The sequence below is a fragment of the Streptomyces sp. CA-146814 genome, assembly GCF_050942385.1.
Taxonomy (GTDB): domain Bacteria; phylum Actinomycetota; class Actinomycetes; order Streptomycetales; family Streptomycetaceae; genus Streptomyces.
Genome location: NZ_CP192070.1, coordinates 1 through 16078 on the forward strand (window position 1 = coordinate 1; position 16078 = coordinate 16078).

18 protein-coding genes are annotated in these 16078 nt (G+C 71.2%); 15 read left to right on the forward strand and 3 right to left on the reverse strand.

Annotated elements, in window-relative coordinates; translation table 11 throughout:
* The 11 genes from ACQP09_RS33915 (at window position 1) to ACQP09_RS33965 (ending at window position 9959) form a co-directional block, all read left to right on the forward strand.
* A complete protein-coding gene (locus tag ACQP09_RS33915; RefSeq protein ID WP_433407004.1) occupies window positions 1-381 on the forward strand; it encodes a hypothetical protein in 381 nt (126 codons plus the stop codon).
* Between the two features lie 87 nt (window positions 382-468).
* The gene (locus ACQP09_RS33920; RefSeq protein WP_433407005.1) at window positions 469-1050 is read left to right on the forward strand and encodes a hypothetical protein; all 582 of its coding nucleotides are present in this window, start codon (window positions 469-471) and stop codon (window positions 1048-1050) included.
* A gap of 70 nt (window positions 1051-1120) precedes the next feature.
* Entirely contained in the window at window positions 1121-1447 is a 327-nt protein-coding gene (locus ACQP09_RS33925) for a hypothetical protein (protein WP_433407007.1), read from the forward strand.
* A gap of 258 nt (window positions 1448-1705) precedes the next feature.
* Window positions 1706-2797 carry a hypothetical protein gene (locus ACQP09_RS33930; protein WP_433407009.1) on the forward strand — a complete coding sequence of 364 codons (1092 nt, stop codon included), beginning with the start codon at window positions 1706-1708 and terminating at the stop codon, window positions 2795-2797.
* Window positions 2798-2898: 101 nt separating this feature from the next.
* Complete coding sequence (locus ACQP09_RS33935; protein WP_433407011.1) at window positions 2899-3402, forward strand: hypothetical protein; 504 nt, start codon at window positions 2899-2901, stop codon at window positions 3400-3402.
* Between the two features lie 222 nt (window positions 3403-3624).
* Window positions 3625-4260, forward strand: a complete 636-nt coding sequence (locus ACQP09_RS33940) for a hypothetical protein (RefSeq protein WP_433407012.1) — start codon at window positions 3625-3627, stop codon at window positions 4258-4260.
* Between the two features lie 106 nt (window positions 4261-4366).
* Entirely contained in the window at window positions 4367-5239 is an 873-nt protein-coding gene (locus ACQP09_RS33945; protein ID WP_433407014.1) for a phosphoadenosine phosphosulfate reductase family protein, read from the forward strand.
* Between the two features lie 165 nt (window positions 5240-5404).
* Window positions 5405-6187: an SAM-dependent methyltransferase gene (locus tag ACQP09_RS33950; protein WP_433407015.1), complete on the forward strand. Its 783-nt coding sequence runs from the start codon at window positions 5405-5407 to the stop codon at window positions 6185-6187.
* A 102-nt stretch (window positions 6188-6289) separates the two neighbouring features.
* Window positions 6290-6889, forward strand: coding sequence for a DUF6248 family natural product biosynthesis protein (locus tag ACQP09_RS33955; protein ID WP_433407017.1), 600 nt, complete (start codon window positions 6290-6292; stop codon window positions 6887-6889).
* A 168-nt stretch (window positions 6890-7057) separates the two neighbouring features.
* Complete coding sequence (locus ACQP09_RS33960; RefSeq protein WP_433407019.1) at window positions 7058-7687, forward strand: hypothetical protein; 630 nt, start codon at window positions 7058-7060, stop codon at window positions 7685-7687.
* Window positions 7688-8303: 616 nt separating this feature from the next.
* The gene (locus tag ACQP09_RS33965) at window positions 8304-9959 is read left to right on the forward strand and encodes a hypothetical protein (protein ID WP_433407021.1); all 1656 of its coding nucleotides are present in this window, start codon (window positions 8304-8306) and stop codon (window positions 9957-9959) included.
* A gap of 227 nt (window positions 9960-10186) precedes the next feature.
* On the opposite strand, the gene ACQP09_RS33970 is transcribed toward ACQP09_RS33965, so the two are convergent.
* Both ACQP09_RS33970 and ACQP09_RS33975 read right to left on the reverse strand, forming a co-directional pair.
* Window positions 10187-10423: a hypothetical protein gene (locus ACQP09_RS33970; protein ID WP_433407022.1), complete on the reverse strand. Its 237-nt coding sequence runs from the start codon at window positions 10421-10423 to the stop codon at window positions 10187-10189.
* A complete protein-coding gene (locus tag ACQP09_RS33975; RefSeq protein ID WP_433407023.1) occupies window positions 10420-10833 on the reverse strand; it encodes a hypothetical protein in 414 nt (137 codons plus the stop codon). The genes ACQP09_RS33970 and ACQP09_RS33975 overlap by 4 nt, the downstream gene beginning before the upstream one ends.
* Window positions 10834-11041: 208 nt before the next feature.
* On the opposite strand from ACQP09_RS33975, the gene ACQP09_RS33980 reads away from it, so the two are divergent.
* Together ACQP09_RS33980 and ACQP09_RS33985 are read left to right on the forward strand one after the other, a co-directional pair.
* Window positions 11042-12328 (forward strand): XRE family transcriptional regulator, encoded by a 1287-nt coding sequence (locus tag ACQP09_RS33980; protein ID WP_433407025.1) that lies wholly within the window; start codon window positions 11042-11044, stop codon window positions 12326-12328.
* Window positions 12328-12864, forward strand: a complete 537-nt coding sequence (locus tag ACQP09_RS33985; RefSeq protein ID WP_433407026.1) for an N-acetyltransferase family protein — start codon at window positions 12328-12330, stop codon at window positions 12862-12864. The genes ACQP09_RS33980 and ACQP09_RS33985 overlap by 1 nt, the downstream gene beginning before the upstream one ends.
* Window positions 12865-13226: 362 nt before the next feature.
* Here ACQP09_RS33985 and ACQP09_RS33990 read toward each other — a convergent pair whose 3' ends face one another.
* The gene (locus ACQP09_RS33990) at window positions 13227-13634 is read right to left on the reverse strand and encodes a hypothetical protein (RefSeq protein ID WP_433407028.1); all 408 of its coding nucleotides are present in this window, start codon (window positions 13632-13634) and stop codon (window positions 13227-13229) included.
* 247 nt (window positions 13635-13881) lie between these two features.
* On the opposite strand from ACQP09_RS33990, the gene mobC reads away from it, so the two are divergent.
* On the forward strand, window positions 13882-14307 hold the full coding sequence (gene mobC / locus ACQP09_RS33995) for a plasmid mobilization relaxosome protein MobC (RefSeq protein WP_433407029.1): 426 nt from the start codon (window positions 13882-13884) through the stop codon (window positions 14305-14307).
* An 83-nt stretch (window positions 14308-14390) separates the two neighbouring features.
* The gene (locus ACQP09_RS34000) at window positions 14391-16076 is read left to right on the forward strand and encodes a relaxase/mobilization nuclease domain-containing protein (RefSeq protein WP_433407030.1); all 1686 of its coding nucleotides are present in this window, start codon (window positions 14391-14393) and stop codon (window positions 16074-16076) included.
* Window positions 16077-16078: the final 2 nt, after the last annotated feature.

The following is a 16078-nucleotide window of genomic DNA, read 5'->3' on the forward strand; positions in this document are numbered from 1 at the left end:
ATGAACCCCGAGATGGACCGAGTCGAGCCCCGCGTGGACCTCACCAAGCGGCCTGGGACCTACTTCGTCATCGCCGACGACGAGGGCGTCTACGACTGGAACGTCTGGCGGGACCTGGACAGGCGCCATGTGCTGGAGGTTCAGCGCGCTTCCGGTCACCCGGTCGAGCAGTACGTCCAGCGCGAGGACCTGGAGGCCGCCTGCGAGGACTCGCAGTCGCCGCTCGTCTTCCGCACGTTCCGGGCCGTCAGCCACGGTCACGCCGCCCACCTCGCCCTTCGCGAGGACGCCGACCGGCGCGCGATCCGGGACCTGGAGGACGTCTTCTACGCCGACGAACTCGCCTTCACCGGCGCCGGTTTCACCGACACCCCGAGCTGACCTATACGCCCGTGGGGGCGGACGGGCCGGGAATCCCGTCCGCCCCCACGGCCCACCCACCGAACCACCTCAACAAGGAGCACGACCATGAGCACCGCCACCTTGCAGCCCCGTATCGGGGAGCCGGACATCGAGTGCCGCTACCCGGTGATCATCGGCGAGGACCGCGTCATCGGGCAGGCCTACCGCTGGCACCGTGACTGGCTGGTCATCACCAGCGAGGGCGAGCACAATCTCCGCCGCCCGCCTGCGGCCGAGGCCAAGCGCGCGAGCGGCATCGACATGGCCGCCGCGTACCTGGCCGAGGAGTACGCCGCCGGTCGCATCACCGCCACCGGGCTGGAGCAGCTCCGCGCCGAGGCCCCGCAGCCGCTGACCGGCCCGGTGCCCCTGCTGCACCCCCGGATGCCCGCCAGCGCGCGCAACGTCGCCGGTGCCACCACCGCGTTCGCCGGTCTGACTGAGCACTACTGGCGGGCCGTGCTGCGCGGCTTCCCGGGGTCGGACAACCCCTGGTACCTGCTCTGTGAGCTGTGCGGCTGGTCCGGAGTCCGCTACTGGAGCCACCACCGGGGCCGCAACAACCAGCCGCCCTCCCCGTACCGCCACGACGGCGGGTGCATCGGCAAGGACAGGGTCCGCGCCCTGATCCCCGCCTACGGCAAGTAGCCGCGTCCGCCCCGGGCCCGGACGACTTCCGGGCCCGGGGCGCCCACTCCACCATCCTGAAAGGCCCACCATGCAGATCGAGTTCTTCACCGTCGAGGCCAGCACCCACGGGCCGTACGAGGCCCTGCCGGTCGACGGCACCTGGAGCCCCTACGAGCCCATCTCCGTGAGCCGCGCCGTCGCCGAGCGCATCGCGGACGACCTGAACATCCTGGACGCCGGATGCGGCATGACCGCCGCGTGGGACGGGCCGGTCCTCACGTTCACCTGGGACGAGACCCGCGACGGCGACGGCGGGGTCCTGTCGGTCCGGCCCGGCGACGACGGCCGCTACCTGATCGGCCGCCTGTGGGCGTGGGAGCGCCGCGTGCCCGCGCCGCTTCCCTCCGGCGAGTAAGTCCGCCTGCTGCCGGGGTCGGAGCACCCTCCGGCCCCGGCAGCACCGCCGGGCCGCCCTCCCGATGGCCGCCGGTCGGCTGCTCGCCCCGGCGGTCGACCGGCGGCGAGGGGCGGCGCGCTGAACTGCGGGGGAGCTTGACCAGACCCCTAAGAATTGAGAGTATTAGTTACGTCGGAAGGGGGCGGGAATCCCCTCTCGGCGCCGGGCCCCTGCGGGCCCGACCACACCGAAGAACCTCAATGAGGAGCAACCTGTATGAGCACTGCCATCCCGGCCGGCGAGTCCGCCGGTCACCGCCCCGCCCCGGGTGCCGAGCACCCCTTCGTCGTCTCCGCCTTCGCGGCCGCAGTCGCCGAACTCCTCGGTGACGACTGGACCGCCAGGCCCCGCCACTGGGGCACCGTCGCCACCCTGGCGGGCCCGTACCCCGAGCGCATCGCGGTCAAGGTCGACTACGAAGGGGACCTGTGCTTGGAGTTCGACCGGCGGGGCGACGACTGGCCGCAGGACCCGGTTCTCCCGCAGGGCTTCGTCGCCTACGACGGCGAGCCGTCCGACGGGATCTTCCTGGACGCGGCCTCGCTGATCGACAACCCCGACTTCCTTGCCGAGCAGTACGCCGCCGCCGTACGCGCCCTCACCGGCTACCACCGACCCCTCACGGACGAGTCCGGCAAGGGGGTCACCGGAGCGGAGGCCGCCGCCCGGGCCCTGAGCGCACGAGGCGTCAGCGCGCGCACCATCGTGGATGCCTACCAGTCCTGGCTGGTCGTCGGCCACGACAAGGCCACCGGAGCCCACGCGCTCCTGCACCTCTACCGGACGGACGGGGAGGAGACCGACGTCAACCGGGTGCCCGACCTGGACCGCGACAACTGGTACGTGGCGACCGTCGGCACCGACGGCACCGAGGTGATGCTCGCGATGCAGCCCGCCGGGGGGCTGGAGGCCTGCGTCGAGGCGATCGCCGCCTGGGTTGGCGCCGGGCGGCCCGACCGCCACGTCCCCGCCGAGATCCGCGACCTGCGCGGCCGGTTCGCCGACGGCTACACCCCGGAGGCCATCCGCACCGTCTTCGGCCGCATCCACCAGGCGGGCGGGCCCTTCCTGGTCTGCGTCTGGGAGTACGCCGACGCGCACGGCTTCGGCGGCAACTCCCGGTTCTACGCCGAGAGCGAGGACGGCGACCACTTCGAGATCCACCCCTACGTCCAGCTCTGGCTCGGCGGCCAGATCGACGTGCCCGCCCCGATGCACACCTGGGTGCGCGGCCCCGTCACGGAGTCCACGGACTTCCCCGTCACCGACGACTTCCACAACTACGCCAGGACCGTGCGCACCGGCTGAGAAGCCGGACCGGCCGGGGGAGCGGGGCGGGAATCCCGCTCTCCCGGCCGCAGTCACCCACCACACCGAACACCCTCAACACCCCTTTGGAGGGGACCGTCATGACCGCTTTCGAGCCCACCTTGCAGGCCCGCGCCGCCGCCGGCCGCGCCGCCGTGCTCGCGGACATCGCCCGCCGCCGTACCTTGTTCGCCGCCGCCCTGGACGCCCGGGCGCTCCTGCACCTGGCCGACCTGCTCGACATCGCCGCCCTCTCGCTCTACGAGGAGGAGCCGACCGGGCTGGACGGCATCTGCGACAGCGCCCGCCTCGCCCTCGCGGACGCCGAGACGACCGCCATCGACGCGCCGGGTACCGGCTTCCCGACGGGCTTCGGGCAGTACGTCACCCACGCCGTGGACCACCGCCCGCTGACGACCCCGGCCCGTCCCGCTCCGGACGGCTGGAGCCTGGCCGACGAGGACGCTCAGCTCGCGGCCGCGCTGGACGCCCTGCACGGCCACCTCGGCGCGGCCGCCACCGAAACGGTCGCCCTGGCCCTGCTGGAGGCGGCGTTCGCGCTGCACGCCAAGCGCGCAGACCTCGCCCAGCTCGCCTGCCGCTGACCCCGCGCCCCAGACTGCCCGTCCGTCCGGGCCCACCTCTCCGTGGTGGGCCCGGACGGCGCTTCGGCCCCCCCCGCAGTACCACGGCCGAGGAGTTGACCTAGACCCTAAGAATTGAGAGTATTAGTTACGTCGAAAGGGGGCGGGAATCCCCTCTCGACACCGGGCCTATGCGGGCCCGACTACACCGAAGAACCTCAACGAACCGAAGGGCACGACCCTATGACCACCAGCACACCGCCAGTCACGACCCCTGACGGCGTCAACGCGGCCCAGCTCGCCATCGAGGCCCTGGCCGCGCGGGGGATCTCTGCGGACATCGATGAGGACGCCGGGAACTCCTGGCTCATCATCGGCGAGGACGCGAACACCGGCTCGCACGCCGTGCTGTGCCTGTTCCGGGGGGACGACGACGAGACGGTCGTTCTCCGCGTACCCGACCCGGACCGCGACGACTGGTACGCCGCGACCGTCGTCAACGGTGTCGAGCTCCAGCTCATGATCCGGCCCGCCGCCCAGCTGGGTGACTGCGTCGAGGCCATCGCCGCCTGGCTCGCCGAAGGCCGACCGGCGCGCAGCCTCACGGGCGGCACCGAGGGCGCCATCGAGCCGGACTACGCGGTTGGTGACCCCGTGTGGTTGAAGAACAACCACGGCTTCCCGGTCGTCACCATGAACAACACCCACACGTCGCACGAGACGGTCACCTTCACCATCCAGGCCATCAACAACGGCCGGTACGAGCTGGACACGGACAACAAGTTCGCCCGCCGACGCCACTGCGGGGGGAGCGACGTGTCCGCCGACAGGCTGATGAGGCCGCAGGCCGCGCCCAAGGACGGCGGCGCCCGGTACTGAGCCGGACCACCGGCTGAACGCCCGGCGGGGGAGCGAGGCGGGAATCCCGCTCCCCCGCCGGGGGCCTGGCACAGCCCCACCGAAACCCCTCAACGAGGAGACCACCGTGACGAAGAAGCCGTTCACCCCGCCGTGCGCCACCGGGTGTGCTGCCGCCCAGATGGAACTGTTCGCCGCGCCCCCCGCCGCGCCGGCCGCGCCGCCCGCCGAGTTCGACTTCGACGCCCATGATGTCGTCATCGTCGGCGACAGCGGCGGCAAGGACTCCGGGGCCACCGTGCACGAGGTCTGCACCCGCGCCGACAAGGCGGGCCAGCTCGACAAGGTCCGCATCCTGCACTGCGACCTCGGGACCACCGAGCGCGGCCACCTGGTCGAGTGGCCCGGCGCGATGGAGGTCGCCCGCGCGCACGCCGAGCAGTACGGCGTCCCCTTCGCCGTCCGCCGCAGCACCCGGTGGGCTTCGCTGTGGGAGCGGATCCGGTCCCACGGGAACTGGCCCGGCCACTTTGCGCGCTACTGCACGAGTGACACGAAGACGGCGGTGGGCCGGGACTACGTGGACGAGGTCGGCGCCGAGCTGAACCTCGGCCGCCCGGTCCGGGCCGGGTACGCCATGGGCATGCGCGCGGAGGAGTCCCGGGCTCGCGCCAAGAAGCCCGAGATCGAGCGGAACCGCATGAGCGGCAAGGGCACGTTGCGGGTCGTCACGACGTGGCTGCCGATCCACCAGCTCACCACGGAGCAGGTCTGGGGGGTGCACGACGACAACGACATCGAGCACCACGAGGCCTACGACCAAGGCATGCGGCGCCTGAGCTGCCGGGCCTGCCCGCTCGCCCACACCGACGACCTGGTGCGCTCCGCCCAGCTCAACCCCGAGCTGTTCGACGAGTACGCCGCGGCCGAAGCCGACATGGGCCGCCAGTTCAAGAAGTCGATCAGCCTGCGGGAAATCATCGTGCGCGCCCGGAGCTGACCGGCCCGGCCGGCGGGGGAGCGGGGCGGGAGTCCCGTCCCCCTGGCCGGAGTTGACTGCCATCCTAAAACTTGACAGTATTAGTCACGTCGAAACGGGGCGGGAATCCCGAGCGACACCGGCCCCCGGGCCGCACCGAACACCTCAACGAGGAGCGACACCACCATGCCGATGATCTCCAAGGCCGTGTGCCAGGAGCTGCAACTCGCCACGTGCGACGGGCCGACGGTCCGACTGCGCGAGAACTCCGACACGGCGCTGTCGGACAAGGTCCACGTGGTCCTCGCCCGGTCGGGTGCCACCTGGAGCTGGAGCCTCCGGGTGTACGTCTTCGCCGACCTCTACCCTCACGGCCAGGCGGCCGAGGTGATCCAGCGGATCGTCGCCCGCCAGACCGCCGTTCGGCCGGATCGCGGAATGGTCTCGTGCCCGGCGTCGATCGCCGAACTCCTGTGGAGCGAACTCCCGCAGGACTCGGGCCTGCTGGGACTGGAGCCCTCTGCCGGGCACGGGGCTCTCGCCGCCGAAGGAGCGCGCCTCGGCTACTCGGTGGACTGCTATGAGGTGGAGGGCCACCGGGCGGCGGACATCACCCGGGCCGGGATCGCGCGCAGCGTTTCCGTGGCCGACTTCCTCACCGTCGAGCCCCGGCCGGAGTACCACGCCGTCGCCATGTACCCGCCCCACCGGGTCGACCTCGCCGCCGCACATGTGCTGCACGCCTTCAAGTTCCTTCGCCCGGGAGGGGTTCTCGGAGCCCTGGTCTCGTGCGGCATCGAGAACGGGGCGAGGCCCGCAACGCGACGGTTCCAGGAGCTGCTGGGCAGCAACGGCCACTACACCCAGGTCCTGGACGAGGTGGATGGCGGTGGGGACGACTTCCTGCTGCTGTCCCCGGGGGGCAACCCCGTGCGAGCACAGATTGTGTACCTCTACGCCGACGAGTAGGCCCGAGCGGCGCCGGCCGGGGAGCGAGGCGGGAATCTCGCTCCCCGGCCGGGCCCGGCCCCGAGAGCACCGGAACCCTCAACCCAGCTGGAGACCCGCAGTATGAACGAGACGCCGAACGCCGCGTCGCCCGTCATCCGCCGACCGCAGCGCACTCTCACCCCCGAGGAGCACGAGACCGTACGGGACACCGCGGCCCTGAACTTCCAGGGCGGTCTGTTGATGGGCATCATCGATCCGGTGCCCAACCCGTCGCCGATGAGCGAGGACGAAGGGACGTGGGTTCGCGAGCAGGTGTGGCCCGCGTTCCTCACGGACATCGACCGCAAGTACCCCTTCGGCTTCTGGCGCTGGTCGAACTGTGAGCGGGGTACCTGCCGGAACTGTCTCGCCCGTCGCTGCGACCTGTGCGTCCACCGCCAGGAAGGCGGTCCGCACGTGGACGACAACACCGAGTGGGTGCACGACACCCGGGGGATGGTCGTCGCGAAGTTCACCCTGCGGCCCGACGGCGCTCCGTGCGTGTGGTGGTGCAGGTGCCCGTGCGCCAAGACCGGCCCCGCCCCTGACCGGCCCACGCGCGGGCGACGGCGGCAGAAGACTGCGGCTGTCAGCGCCCCCGAGCCCGGCCCGCTGGCATCCGAGGCGCACTCGGACGAGGCAGCCGCGTCGGAGGCGGCGGAGCAGTACACCCTGTTCTGACCGGGCGGCCGGGGCGACCTGGCGCCGGACAGCGAACGGCCCGGTGGGGGGCTGGTGAATCGGGAACCCCCGCCGGGCCGTTCGCTGTCCGGCCACCGAGGGTCCTCAACAGACCCATAACCGAACAGTCATCATCGTACCCAGCACCGACACCACCAGGAGCACAGCGTGAGAAGCATCGAGGGCCGCCAGTGGGCGAACCGCGAGGACCTGATCGAGCACAGCGGCTACAGCCGGGCCACCCTCGGCGCACTGTGGCGCGACCGCGAGACCAACGGCCACCCCCCGGCCCGCACGATCGACGGCGTCATGCACTGGGACCTGGAGGAGTGGACCGGCTGGTTCGCCACCCACTGCGAGAGGCCTCGCGACCTGGCCAAGGTGGACCGCAAGGGCGACCCGGATGAGATGCTCCCGCCGGCGGGGCAGGCCCGCGTCCTTGGCGTCGACCCGAGCCGGATCACCCAGTACGGCAAGAAGCCGCCGCCCGGGTGGCCGGACCCGATCCACACCGAGCAGTTGGCCAAGCGCACCCGCGAGTACCGGACCAGGGCCCAGCTCTGGGAGTTCGCCGACAACCCCGCCAGCGGATTCGGGACCAAGGGCGGCAGGCCGACCGGCCCCACCGCGAAGGGAGCCGCCACCGACCCGCGGGTACAGCAGGCCGCCGAAGCGCTGGCCGCACGGCCCGACCTGAAGGCCGGCGAGGTGGCGGCCATGCTTGCCGAGCGCCACGGCAGGTCCGTGGAGACCTGGAAGCGGATCGTCACCCAGGCCCGCAGGGAAGCCGGGCAGTAGAAGGCCTGCGGGCCCGACGGCGGCCAGCGCGCACCCGGACCGGGGGCACGCTGGCCGCCGCCTTTTCATCACCCCGCCACCAACTCACCTCTTAAGAGGGGAGCTTGCGGCGCCCTTCGGAGAGTCCGCGCGGTTCCAGGCAGCGGGGGCTCTGCCCCCACACCCCCGGCCCTACTCGGAGGGGGAGGAGGTCCGCGCCGAGCCGCAGGTCTGTGAGGGGTTGGGGGTGGTGGTCGGGGGTTCCCTCCCCGGACGGGCCCCCGGAGGGGACCACGGCCCGCGCCGGGCCGCCAGGCCAAGCCGCCTTCGGCGGTCGCGCGAGCGCGAGCCCGGCACCCCGACACGGCCCGCGGTCGACTACGCCTGCCCGACCGAGGAGGGAGCCCCCGACCGGCCCGCCGTACGGCTTCCGCCGGGAACGGCGGAGGCAGGGTGACATCCGGACGGTTCCCGAATCTCTCAAAAAAGGCTCCTGACCTGCACCTTTGTGGAGTTGAGGAGGTTGACTCCCACCCCAAAAATTGAGAGTATTAGTTACGTCGAAAGGGGGTGGGAATCCCCTCTCGGCACCGGCCCCCGGGCCACACCGAGAACCCTCAACGACCGAAGGACCGTCATGGTGAGCACCCCTGTGCGCGACACCGCCCCCGACGCGGCGACGGACCCCGACGGCCGCCCCTACGCCAACGGCTTCCGACCGGCGACGCTGGAGTGGGACGGCTGGACCTGCGCCGACTGCATCGTCTGCGCCACGGGCAGGCAGTGCGCCGACTGCCGCGCCTGCACCAACTTCGCCTTCCCCTACCCGCCGCACTGGGCCCGGCCGTGGACCGAGGGCGAACCGGAGCGCGGCATCGAGGCGTTCGGCGGCCCGGCGGGCATGTCCACCGGCCGGAACCTGGTCGACAACACCGGCGACTGGGTCCTGATCGAGTTCAACCGCGACGCTGCGGCCACCGCCCGGGCCGCCGGTCACTGGGTGGTCGAGGCCGACATCCGCACCCTGGACCCCCGCCACCCGGCCCTGCGGTACGTACGCCGTTTCCACGGCTCCCCGCCCTGCCAGACCCTCTCCGGCGCGGGCAAGCGCACCGGCTGGAGCACCGACGAGATCGCCGAGCTCCAGTCCGTCATGTGGCAGGCGTCCGAGGCCTTCGGCTTCCTGGAGGTCGATGACCTCTGCTCCCTGTACGGCGGCCCCCACACCTACTTCGGCGACGTGATCGACGGGATGGACGACCACCCCGACGCCGACATCTGGGGCGACCTGTGCCACGGCGGCCACCTCCCCCCGACCATGACCCCGGACGAGTTCCGTACGTGGGCGGCGAGCACCGTCTCCGACGACCGCACGGCCCTCATGGCGGAGATGCTGATCTGGCCGATGTGCCTCATCCAGATCGGTGCCCCGCTGGTGTCCATCACCATGGAACAGAGCGCGAACCTCCTCAAGCAGAGCCCGGCCCTGGCCGAAGCCATCCAGTCCGAGATCACCAGCGTCGAAGGCTTCGGATGGGCCTGGTGCTCCTGGCAGATCGCGGACGCCGCCGACTACGGCGCGGCCACCCACCGCGTCCGCGCCTGGATGGTCGCCACCCGCTACGCCGAGCCCCGCTACGCCGACCACGTGGACGGCGACCAGGCCGCCCGCAAGATGTGGTCGCACGTCCTCCAGCGCACCGGCCGACTCCCCGACTGGACACCCGAACTCAACCGCCGGATCGACCCCTACCAGGGCCGCCCCGCGCTCCCGAAGGTCACCGTCGCGACCGCCCTGGAACTGCCCGAGGACTGGTGGGCCGACACCCGTGGCAAGCGCGGCATCAACCCCGCCACCGGCAAGCCCAAAGGCGGCGGAAGCTTCCCGCTCAACGCCGTCGGCCCGTGCGTCACCGCCCCCTGGTACGCCATCAAGTTCCGCCCCGCCGACGTCCCCCAGGGCGAGGGCACCCACACCATCACCGCCGCCGAACTCGGCGCCCTGGTCGGCTTCCCCCGGGACAAGCAGTGGGTCTACATCCCGACCCGCAAGAACGCCCGGGGCGTACGGAACATCGCCCAGATGATCGCCGACCCGGTCAGCCCCTTCCAGGCCGCCGCCATCAGCGCCGCCGTCCAGGGCAAGGACTGGTACGAACCGACGGCCCTGTACCAGGCCAAGCTCTACCGACTGGAGGAGAACGCCACGGCCACCACCGCGCAAACGGTACTGCCCGCCCCGCGCACCGAGGGCCGGGCGATCGAACAGCTGGAGCTGTTCCCCGCAGCCTGACCGACCCATGAAAGAGCCCCGGCGGACCGCCTCTTCAGCGGCCCGCCGGGGCTCTTTGACCGACCGGGGCAGAGGGCACGGAGTCCGCCCCGGCCCGGCCGGGGCCTACCTGGAACCGGCCGATACGGCGACTGCGAACGCCACCGCCAGTAGCAGCCCGAGACACCACGTCTGCCACCAAGCCCACCACGCAGGTGCCCGACGCTGGGAGCGGCGACGACGACCCGTCATGACCGGGGCAGGGAGTCCGGCGTGATCCGCTCAGGACGGGCGAGCGCATCCGGGGCCGTGGTCCACTCCACCCCTCCGCCGACCGGCAGCAGCCACGCCAGCAGCCCCGGCTTGTCGACGTCCGGGGCGATGGCCCGCAGCGTGCCACGACGCTGCCGCACGGTGTCCTCCACGCTCCGCCCGAGCCAGGGATGATCCTGGTGGAGCAGGCCGCGTTCACCCGCGCGCGTCACCGGCACTCCCCGGTCGATACGGCCAGAGGAGCCCACGTGTAGACGACCTTGACGCCCTGCTCCTGAAGCCAGTTCGCCTCCCGGTAGCGGTACTCGTGCGTCGCCTCCGGGGCGATCATGGCGGGCCACCGCGTGATGACCGTGGCGACTGCGCCGGCGGCGGCCAGAGCCCGAACCCGCTGCCACCCTTCCCGCAGTGACGGGTCCGGCTGGCCGAAGGGGTCCGTCACCACCTCCATCACCCTCAGCTCGCGCTCCTGCGCGAACGCCTGTCCTTCCTCCACTGCGCGCTCGGAGGCCAGCTCCGGCATCGTCGTGCTGCGGTCCGCGCACACGTACAGCACGGCCGCGGAGGGGTCCGGGACCGCCGAGGAGGCGGTCGATTCCTGGGAGATTCCTGCACTACTCATGGCTGCCTCAGCACTGGTGTCGACGGGAAACACGAAACCCCGCCGCACCCCACGGGGGAGGGGGATGCAGCGGGGCCGTACACACCACCTAACCGCCCACCACCGCCATCCGCCCATGACCAAGTCGCGCCAGCCTCCCCCTCCGTGACTGACAAATTGACTCTCCCTTTACCTGCGGCGCCGAGGCCGAACGCCCTACCTTTCAGATGTGGACGCAGCACAGAACAACCTCCCCTTAGCCGAGTGGATGGCGGAACACGGGATGAAGGCCCCTGAGCTTGCCGACGCCGTCAACGACGCCGTCGCCCAGCTCACCGGCACCACCAGCAACACCTCGGAACGCACCGTCTTCCGATGGCTCTCCGGCAAGACCCGATGGCCCCAAGAACGCCAGCGCCTCGCCCTGGAGGCCGTCACCGGCCTGCCGATCTCGCACTTAGGGTTCGTCCCGCGGGGGAAGCCGTCAGAGAACGCACCAGCACAACCGGAGGAGGGCTCCGACGTGCACCGTCGCCAATTCCTCGGCGCGGCCGCCAGCACCGCGGCCGCCGCCATCCCCATCGCTCCACCCGCCTTCGCGCGACCACCCCATGTGGGCACGGCCGACGTGATCCGCCTGCGCCAGGGCATCGAGAGACTCGTCGCCCTGGACGACGAGCGCGGAGGCCACGGACTGGAAGGCGTCGCCCTCGCCGGCGCCGCCGAAGCGCTCGCACTGCAAGGCCAGTCTGCGACCCAGCGCGTACGCCAGCGCCTGTTCGCCCTGGCCACCGACTACACCGCCCAGGCGGCATGGTCGCGGATCGACGCCGGACAACTCGACGGCGTCGAGGCCCACCTGGACCGGGCACTCACCCTTGCGGGCCTGGCCCAGGATTCTGAGCGCGCCATGCAGGTCTGGAACCTGCGCGCCATGCTCGCCCGACAGCGGAAGAACTACGCCGAAGCCGTCGCGTCGGCAGAGGCCGCCCAGGCGACCACCGTGGCGCGACGCAGCCCGCTGCACGCCTCCCTCGCCCATGCCCGTACCGCCGTCTGCCTCGCCCATAGCGGCCAGACCAGGCCCGCTCTGCGGCACCTCGGCCGAGCCGAGGACCACCTCGTCAAAGCCGACCTGGAGCAGCTCCGCGCGAGCTGGATCACGTTCTACGGCCCGGCCGAGCTCCACTCGCTCACCGCGATCGTCCGCGACGAAGTCGGACACCCGGCCGAGGCCGAAGCCGCCTCGCACCAGGCACTCGCCGCTCTTGCTCCGTCGTACCGCCGCAACCGGGCGCACACCACCGCCCGGCTCGCTCTTGCGCAGCTCCACCAGGGCGACATCGAGCAGGCCTGCGCGACCAGCGGAGCCGTCTTCACCATCATGGCGGGCACCGCCCTGCCCGGCCGGATGCGCCAGCTGATCGGCGATTTCCAGCGCGATCTCATCGCCAGCGCCCCGCCAGCCATCGCACATGCATGGACCGACCAGTACCGAACCCAGTGGAGCGGATGATGAACACCGACACGATAGAACTGCGCCGCTACGGTCACGACGACCTGCCAGTCATCCGGCAGACCCTCCTGGACGTCCATGCCGACGCCTACGCCGACCAGATGCACGACGAGTTCGTCCAGAGATTCCCGTGGTTCGTGAACCACTGGGGCGGTCACCCGGGCTTCGCCTGCGTGATCGGCTACGACGGTGAGGAGCCGATCGGCTTCGCCTACGGAGCACCATCGGAACCCGGCCGGGAGTGGTGGCGCGAGCACGTCTCCCCGCCGCCGCCGGACAGCTCCACCTTCTCCTTCTCCGAGCTAATGGTGCGCCCGCGCTGGAGGAAGACGGGCATCTCCGAGCAGCTGCACGAAACCCTGCTTGCCGACCGGCCGGAGGCCCTGGCCGTACTTCTTGTGGACCCCAGCCACCCCAGGGTCGTGGACCTGTACGAGAGCTGGGGCTACCGCACGGTGGGCACTCGGCAGCCGTTCGCCGACAGCCCGAACTTCGGCGTGATGCTGCGAGAGCTGGACTCTTCTTCGCCGCACTGATGCCGAGAAGATCGCCGACGGTGCCCGACCTCTCCACGGCAGGTGGCCGGGCACCGTCTGCGTGTTCCAGAAAAGCGGAACCGGCCCGCACGCGCAGCAGCGGCACACCGTACCGAGGCGGTAGCGGGGACCGTCCTTTTGCTCCTCCCCGTGGACACTTCACCAAGGCCGGGGGACAGAGTGTCAAGGTGGAGCGCCCGCACCGCAGGCGTGTCCGGGAGGGACGAGCGGACACGGCGAGGGTGCGGACGTACGACCTTGATGCGGCGGAGCCCGGCCGGACACTGGAGAAGTCGGGGAGAGGCCAAAAGACCGAGGGCCCCGCTTGGCGGGGCCCTCGGATTCTGGTTGGTGTAGTGAGTTCAGGCGGAGACCGTCTCGGGCTCCACCTTGGCCTCGGAGTCCTCGGCGTCAGCCTGAGCCGGGATCTCTGCCGTGGCGGGACCCGTCGGCCCGTCGCCGGGCAAGGTCGAGGAAGCCTTCTTCGGCCGGTTACGGCTTGCCTTGGGCCGTCCACGCCGTGCTGGCTCCTCTGCGCCGAGCGCTGTCAGTTCCTCCGCCGACCAGCCTCCGGTGAGAGCACCGCTGAACGCGCTTCGGTACGGGCCATCCAGTTCAGCGAGGCGCTGCTCCTGCTCCTTGAGTAGGCGTGCGATCTCTCCTCGCACGCTCTCGCGTTGCTCCATGACGGAGGCGAGGGGTGCGAACGCGGCCTCACGCCTCTCCTGGAGTTCCTTCATTCGCTTCATGACATCGCGAGCACTCGACATGCTCCGCATCGTAGCCGTGCACGGGCAGGAGTAGGCTGTCAGACCTCTGTAACGCACGCTTTTGACCTGGTCTGACAGCCAGACAAAACCGTGCCGCCACCTGCCATTCCGGCGGTAGATTCTCCAAGCGAGTTAGTGCTTATTGTTCCAATAAGCGGGATCGCCGCCGGTCCAGGGTTACCCTGGCCGACGGTGATCATGGGTCCGAGGACGGACCGGGGCGCTCGTTGAGCGGGGGGTTTCTGTGGTGGGGAAGGCGACGGCCCGGCGCAGGTCGCGTGACAAGGAGACGGCGGCGGAGGGTCGGCCGGCGCGGCGCGACAGGCGGGTAAATCTCGCCTATAACGAGGACGAGTTCCGCAACATCGAGGAGGCTGGTTCCCGCGAGGGCCTGGTCCCGGCTGCGTGGGCTGCGAAGGCTGCGCTGGCGGTTGCGAATGAGGTCCTGGTGCCGACGCCGACTGCGTCTGCGGAGGTGGTGGCCGAGCTGATCGAGGCCCGCCATCAGTTGTCGAGGGTGGGTAATAACGCCAACCAGATTGCGAAGGCTCTGAACTCCGACGGGAGTGTGACAGAGGCTCAGCTCGCCGCGGTTCTGGCGGGGGTCGAGAAGGCGGTGCGCCGGGTGGATGAGGCGACGTTGCAGCTGATGCGTGAGCGGCGGGCGCGCTGATGATGCCGAAGAAGGCCCGGGACGGTGATGACACCTGGGGTCTGATCGACTACCTGTATGGCCCGGGGAAACGGGATGAGCACGTGGACCCGCACCTGGTGGCCTCGTGGGACCCGTACATCGATGATCCCGGGCGCGTGCCCGACATGGCCGCCGCGATTTCTGACCTGGCGCTGCTCCTTGATGCGCCGGTCTTCGCGATGACGTCGAAGCCACCGCCGAAGCACGTCTACCACGTGGCCGTCCGCAATCCGCCCGAGGACCGGCAGCTGACGGATGAGGAGTGGGGCAGAGTCGCCCAGGAGATGATGCACGCGGCCGGGATCGCTCGGCATGGTCAGGAGCGCGCCTGCCGGTGGGTGGCGATCCGACATGCGGACGACCACATTCACATCGTGGCGACGCGGGCGCGTGAGGACGGGAGGCAGCCGAATCTGCGACAGGACATCGTGAGGATGCACGCGGCTGCGAGAAACTTCGAGGTCGAGTTCGGGCTCCGCCGCCTGGTCGACGGGGACCACACCGCACGGAAGTGGCCGAGGACCGGCGAGATGGAGAAGGCGGTCCGCCGAGGGCTGGGAGAGCCCGTACGGGAGACCCTTCAGCGGACGGTACGGGAAGCCGCGGCGGCCGCCGCGAGCGAGGAGGAATTCTTCGCCCGGCTGACTGCAGCGGGGGTCCGGGTGAACCGGCGGGTGGCACCCGATGGGAACGTCACCGGGTACTCGGTCGCGCTGCCCGGAGACCGCGACCAGGGGCAGCAGCCGGTGTTCTTCTCTGGTGCGCGTCTGGCTCCTGATCTGTCGTTGCCGCGGGTACGGGAGCGATGGGCGATTGCGGTCTCGGCGCCGACGGTCGCGCCGGCGCAGATGTGGCAGGAGGCCGAGCGGCGCGTCCGCGCGGCCGCGGAACATCTTGGTGCGGGAGGCCTGCACGAGGGCGCCGGGGATGTGGCCGCGCTGGGCGATCTCATCGTGGTCGCCGCGGTGGCGTCGCCGCACCTGGTGCGCGGACAGCTGCGGGACGCGGCGTTCGAGTACGAGCGTGCCTCGCGGGCACCGGGTGACCGGAGGCTGGAGGGCCAGGCGCGCAGTCTCTACCGGGAGTCGACCTACCTCGTTTCACGGTCGGCGGCGGTGGCCGGGCGCGCCGACACGGTGGCCGCGCTTGGCTTCCTGGTGGCTCTGGCAACGGCGGTCGAGGCCGCTCAGCGGTGGCATCAGGCGCAGCAACACCGGGCCCAGGCGGAGGCCTCGGGGAGGGCCGGTCGCCTGTTGCGGGAGGCGGTAGAGGTGACCGCCGGTGCGAGGGCGGCACGTGAGTACCGGGCGGGCCGAAGGCCTGCGGCGGGACGTCCGTCGAGGGCTGGCCGGGCCGTGGCGGTCTCGGGTGAGCGGCCGATGGCGGGCGTGGTCCAGGAGGCTCTGCCCGGGCATGCCCGGTTGATCCTTGCGGACCAGGCGTGGCCCGCGCTGCGTACGCGGCTGGCCGCGGTCGCGGAGGCGGGGGAGGATCCGGCCGCGGTTCTCGCCGTGGTGGCGGCCCGCCGGGAGTTGGGGTCAGCGGACTCGGTCGCGGAAGTGCTTACATGGCGGCTGTACGGGTGGAGTCGTGAGCGCGGTGCGCCGACGAGTGCCACCGGCAAGAGCCCGTCGCCGACGTCCACCGGCGGTACCAGCCGTACCAGTGGACCGCGCAAGACGGGGGCGCCCGGACCACGACGGCCACCGGGCGATGAGCAGCGCAAGGGCCCGCGACGGGCCCGGTGACG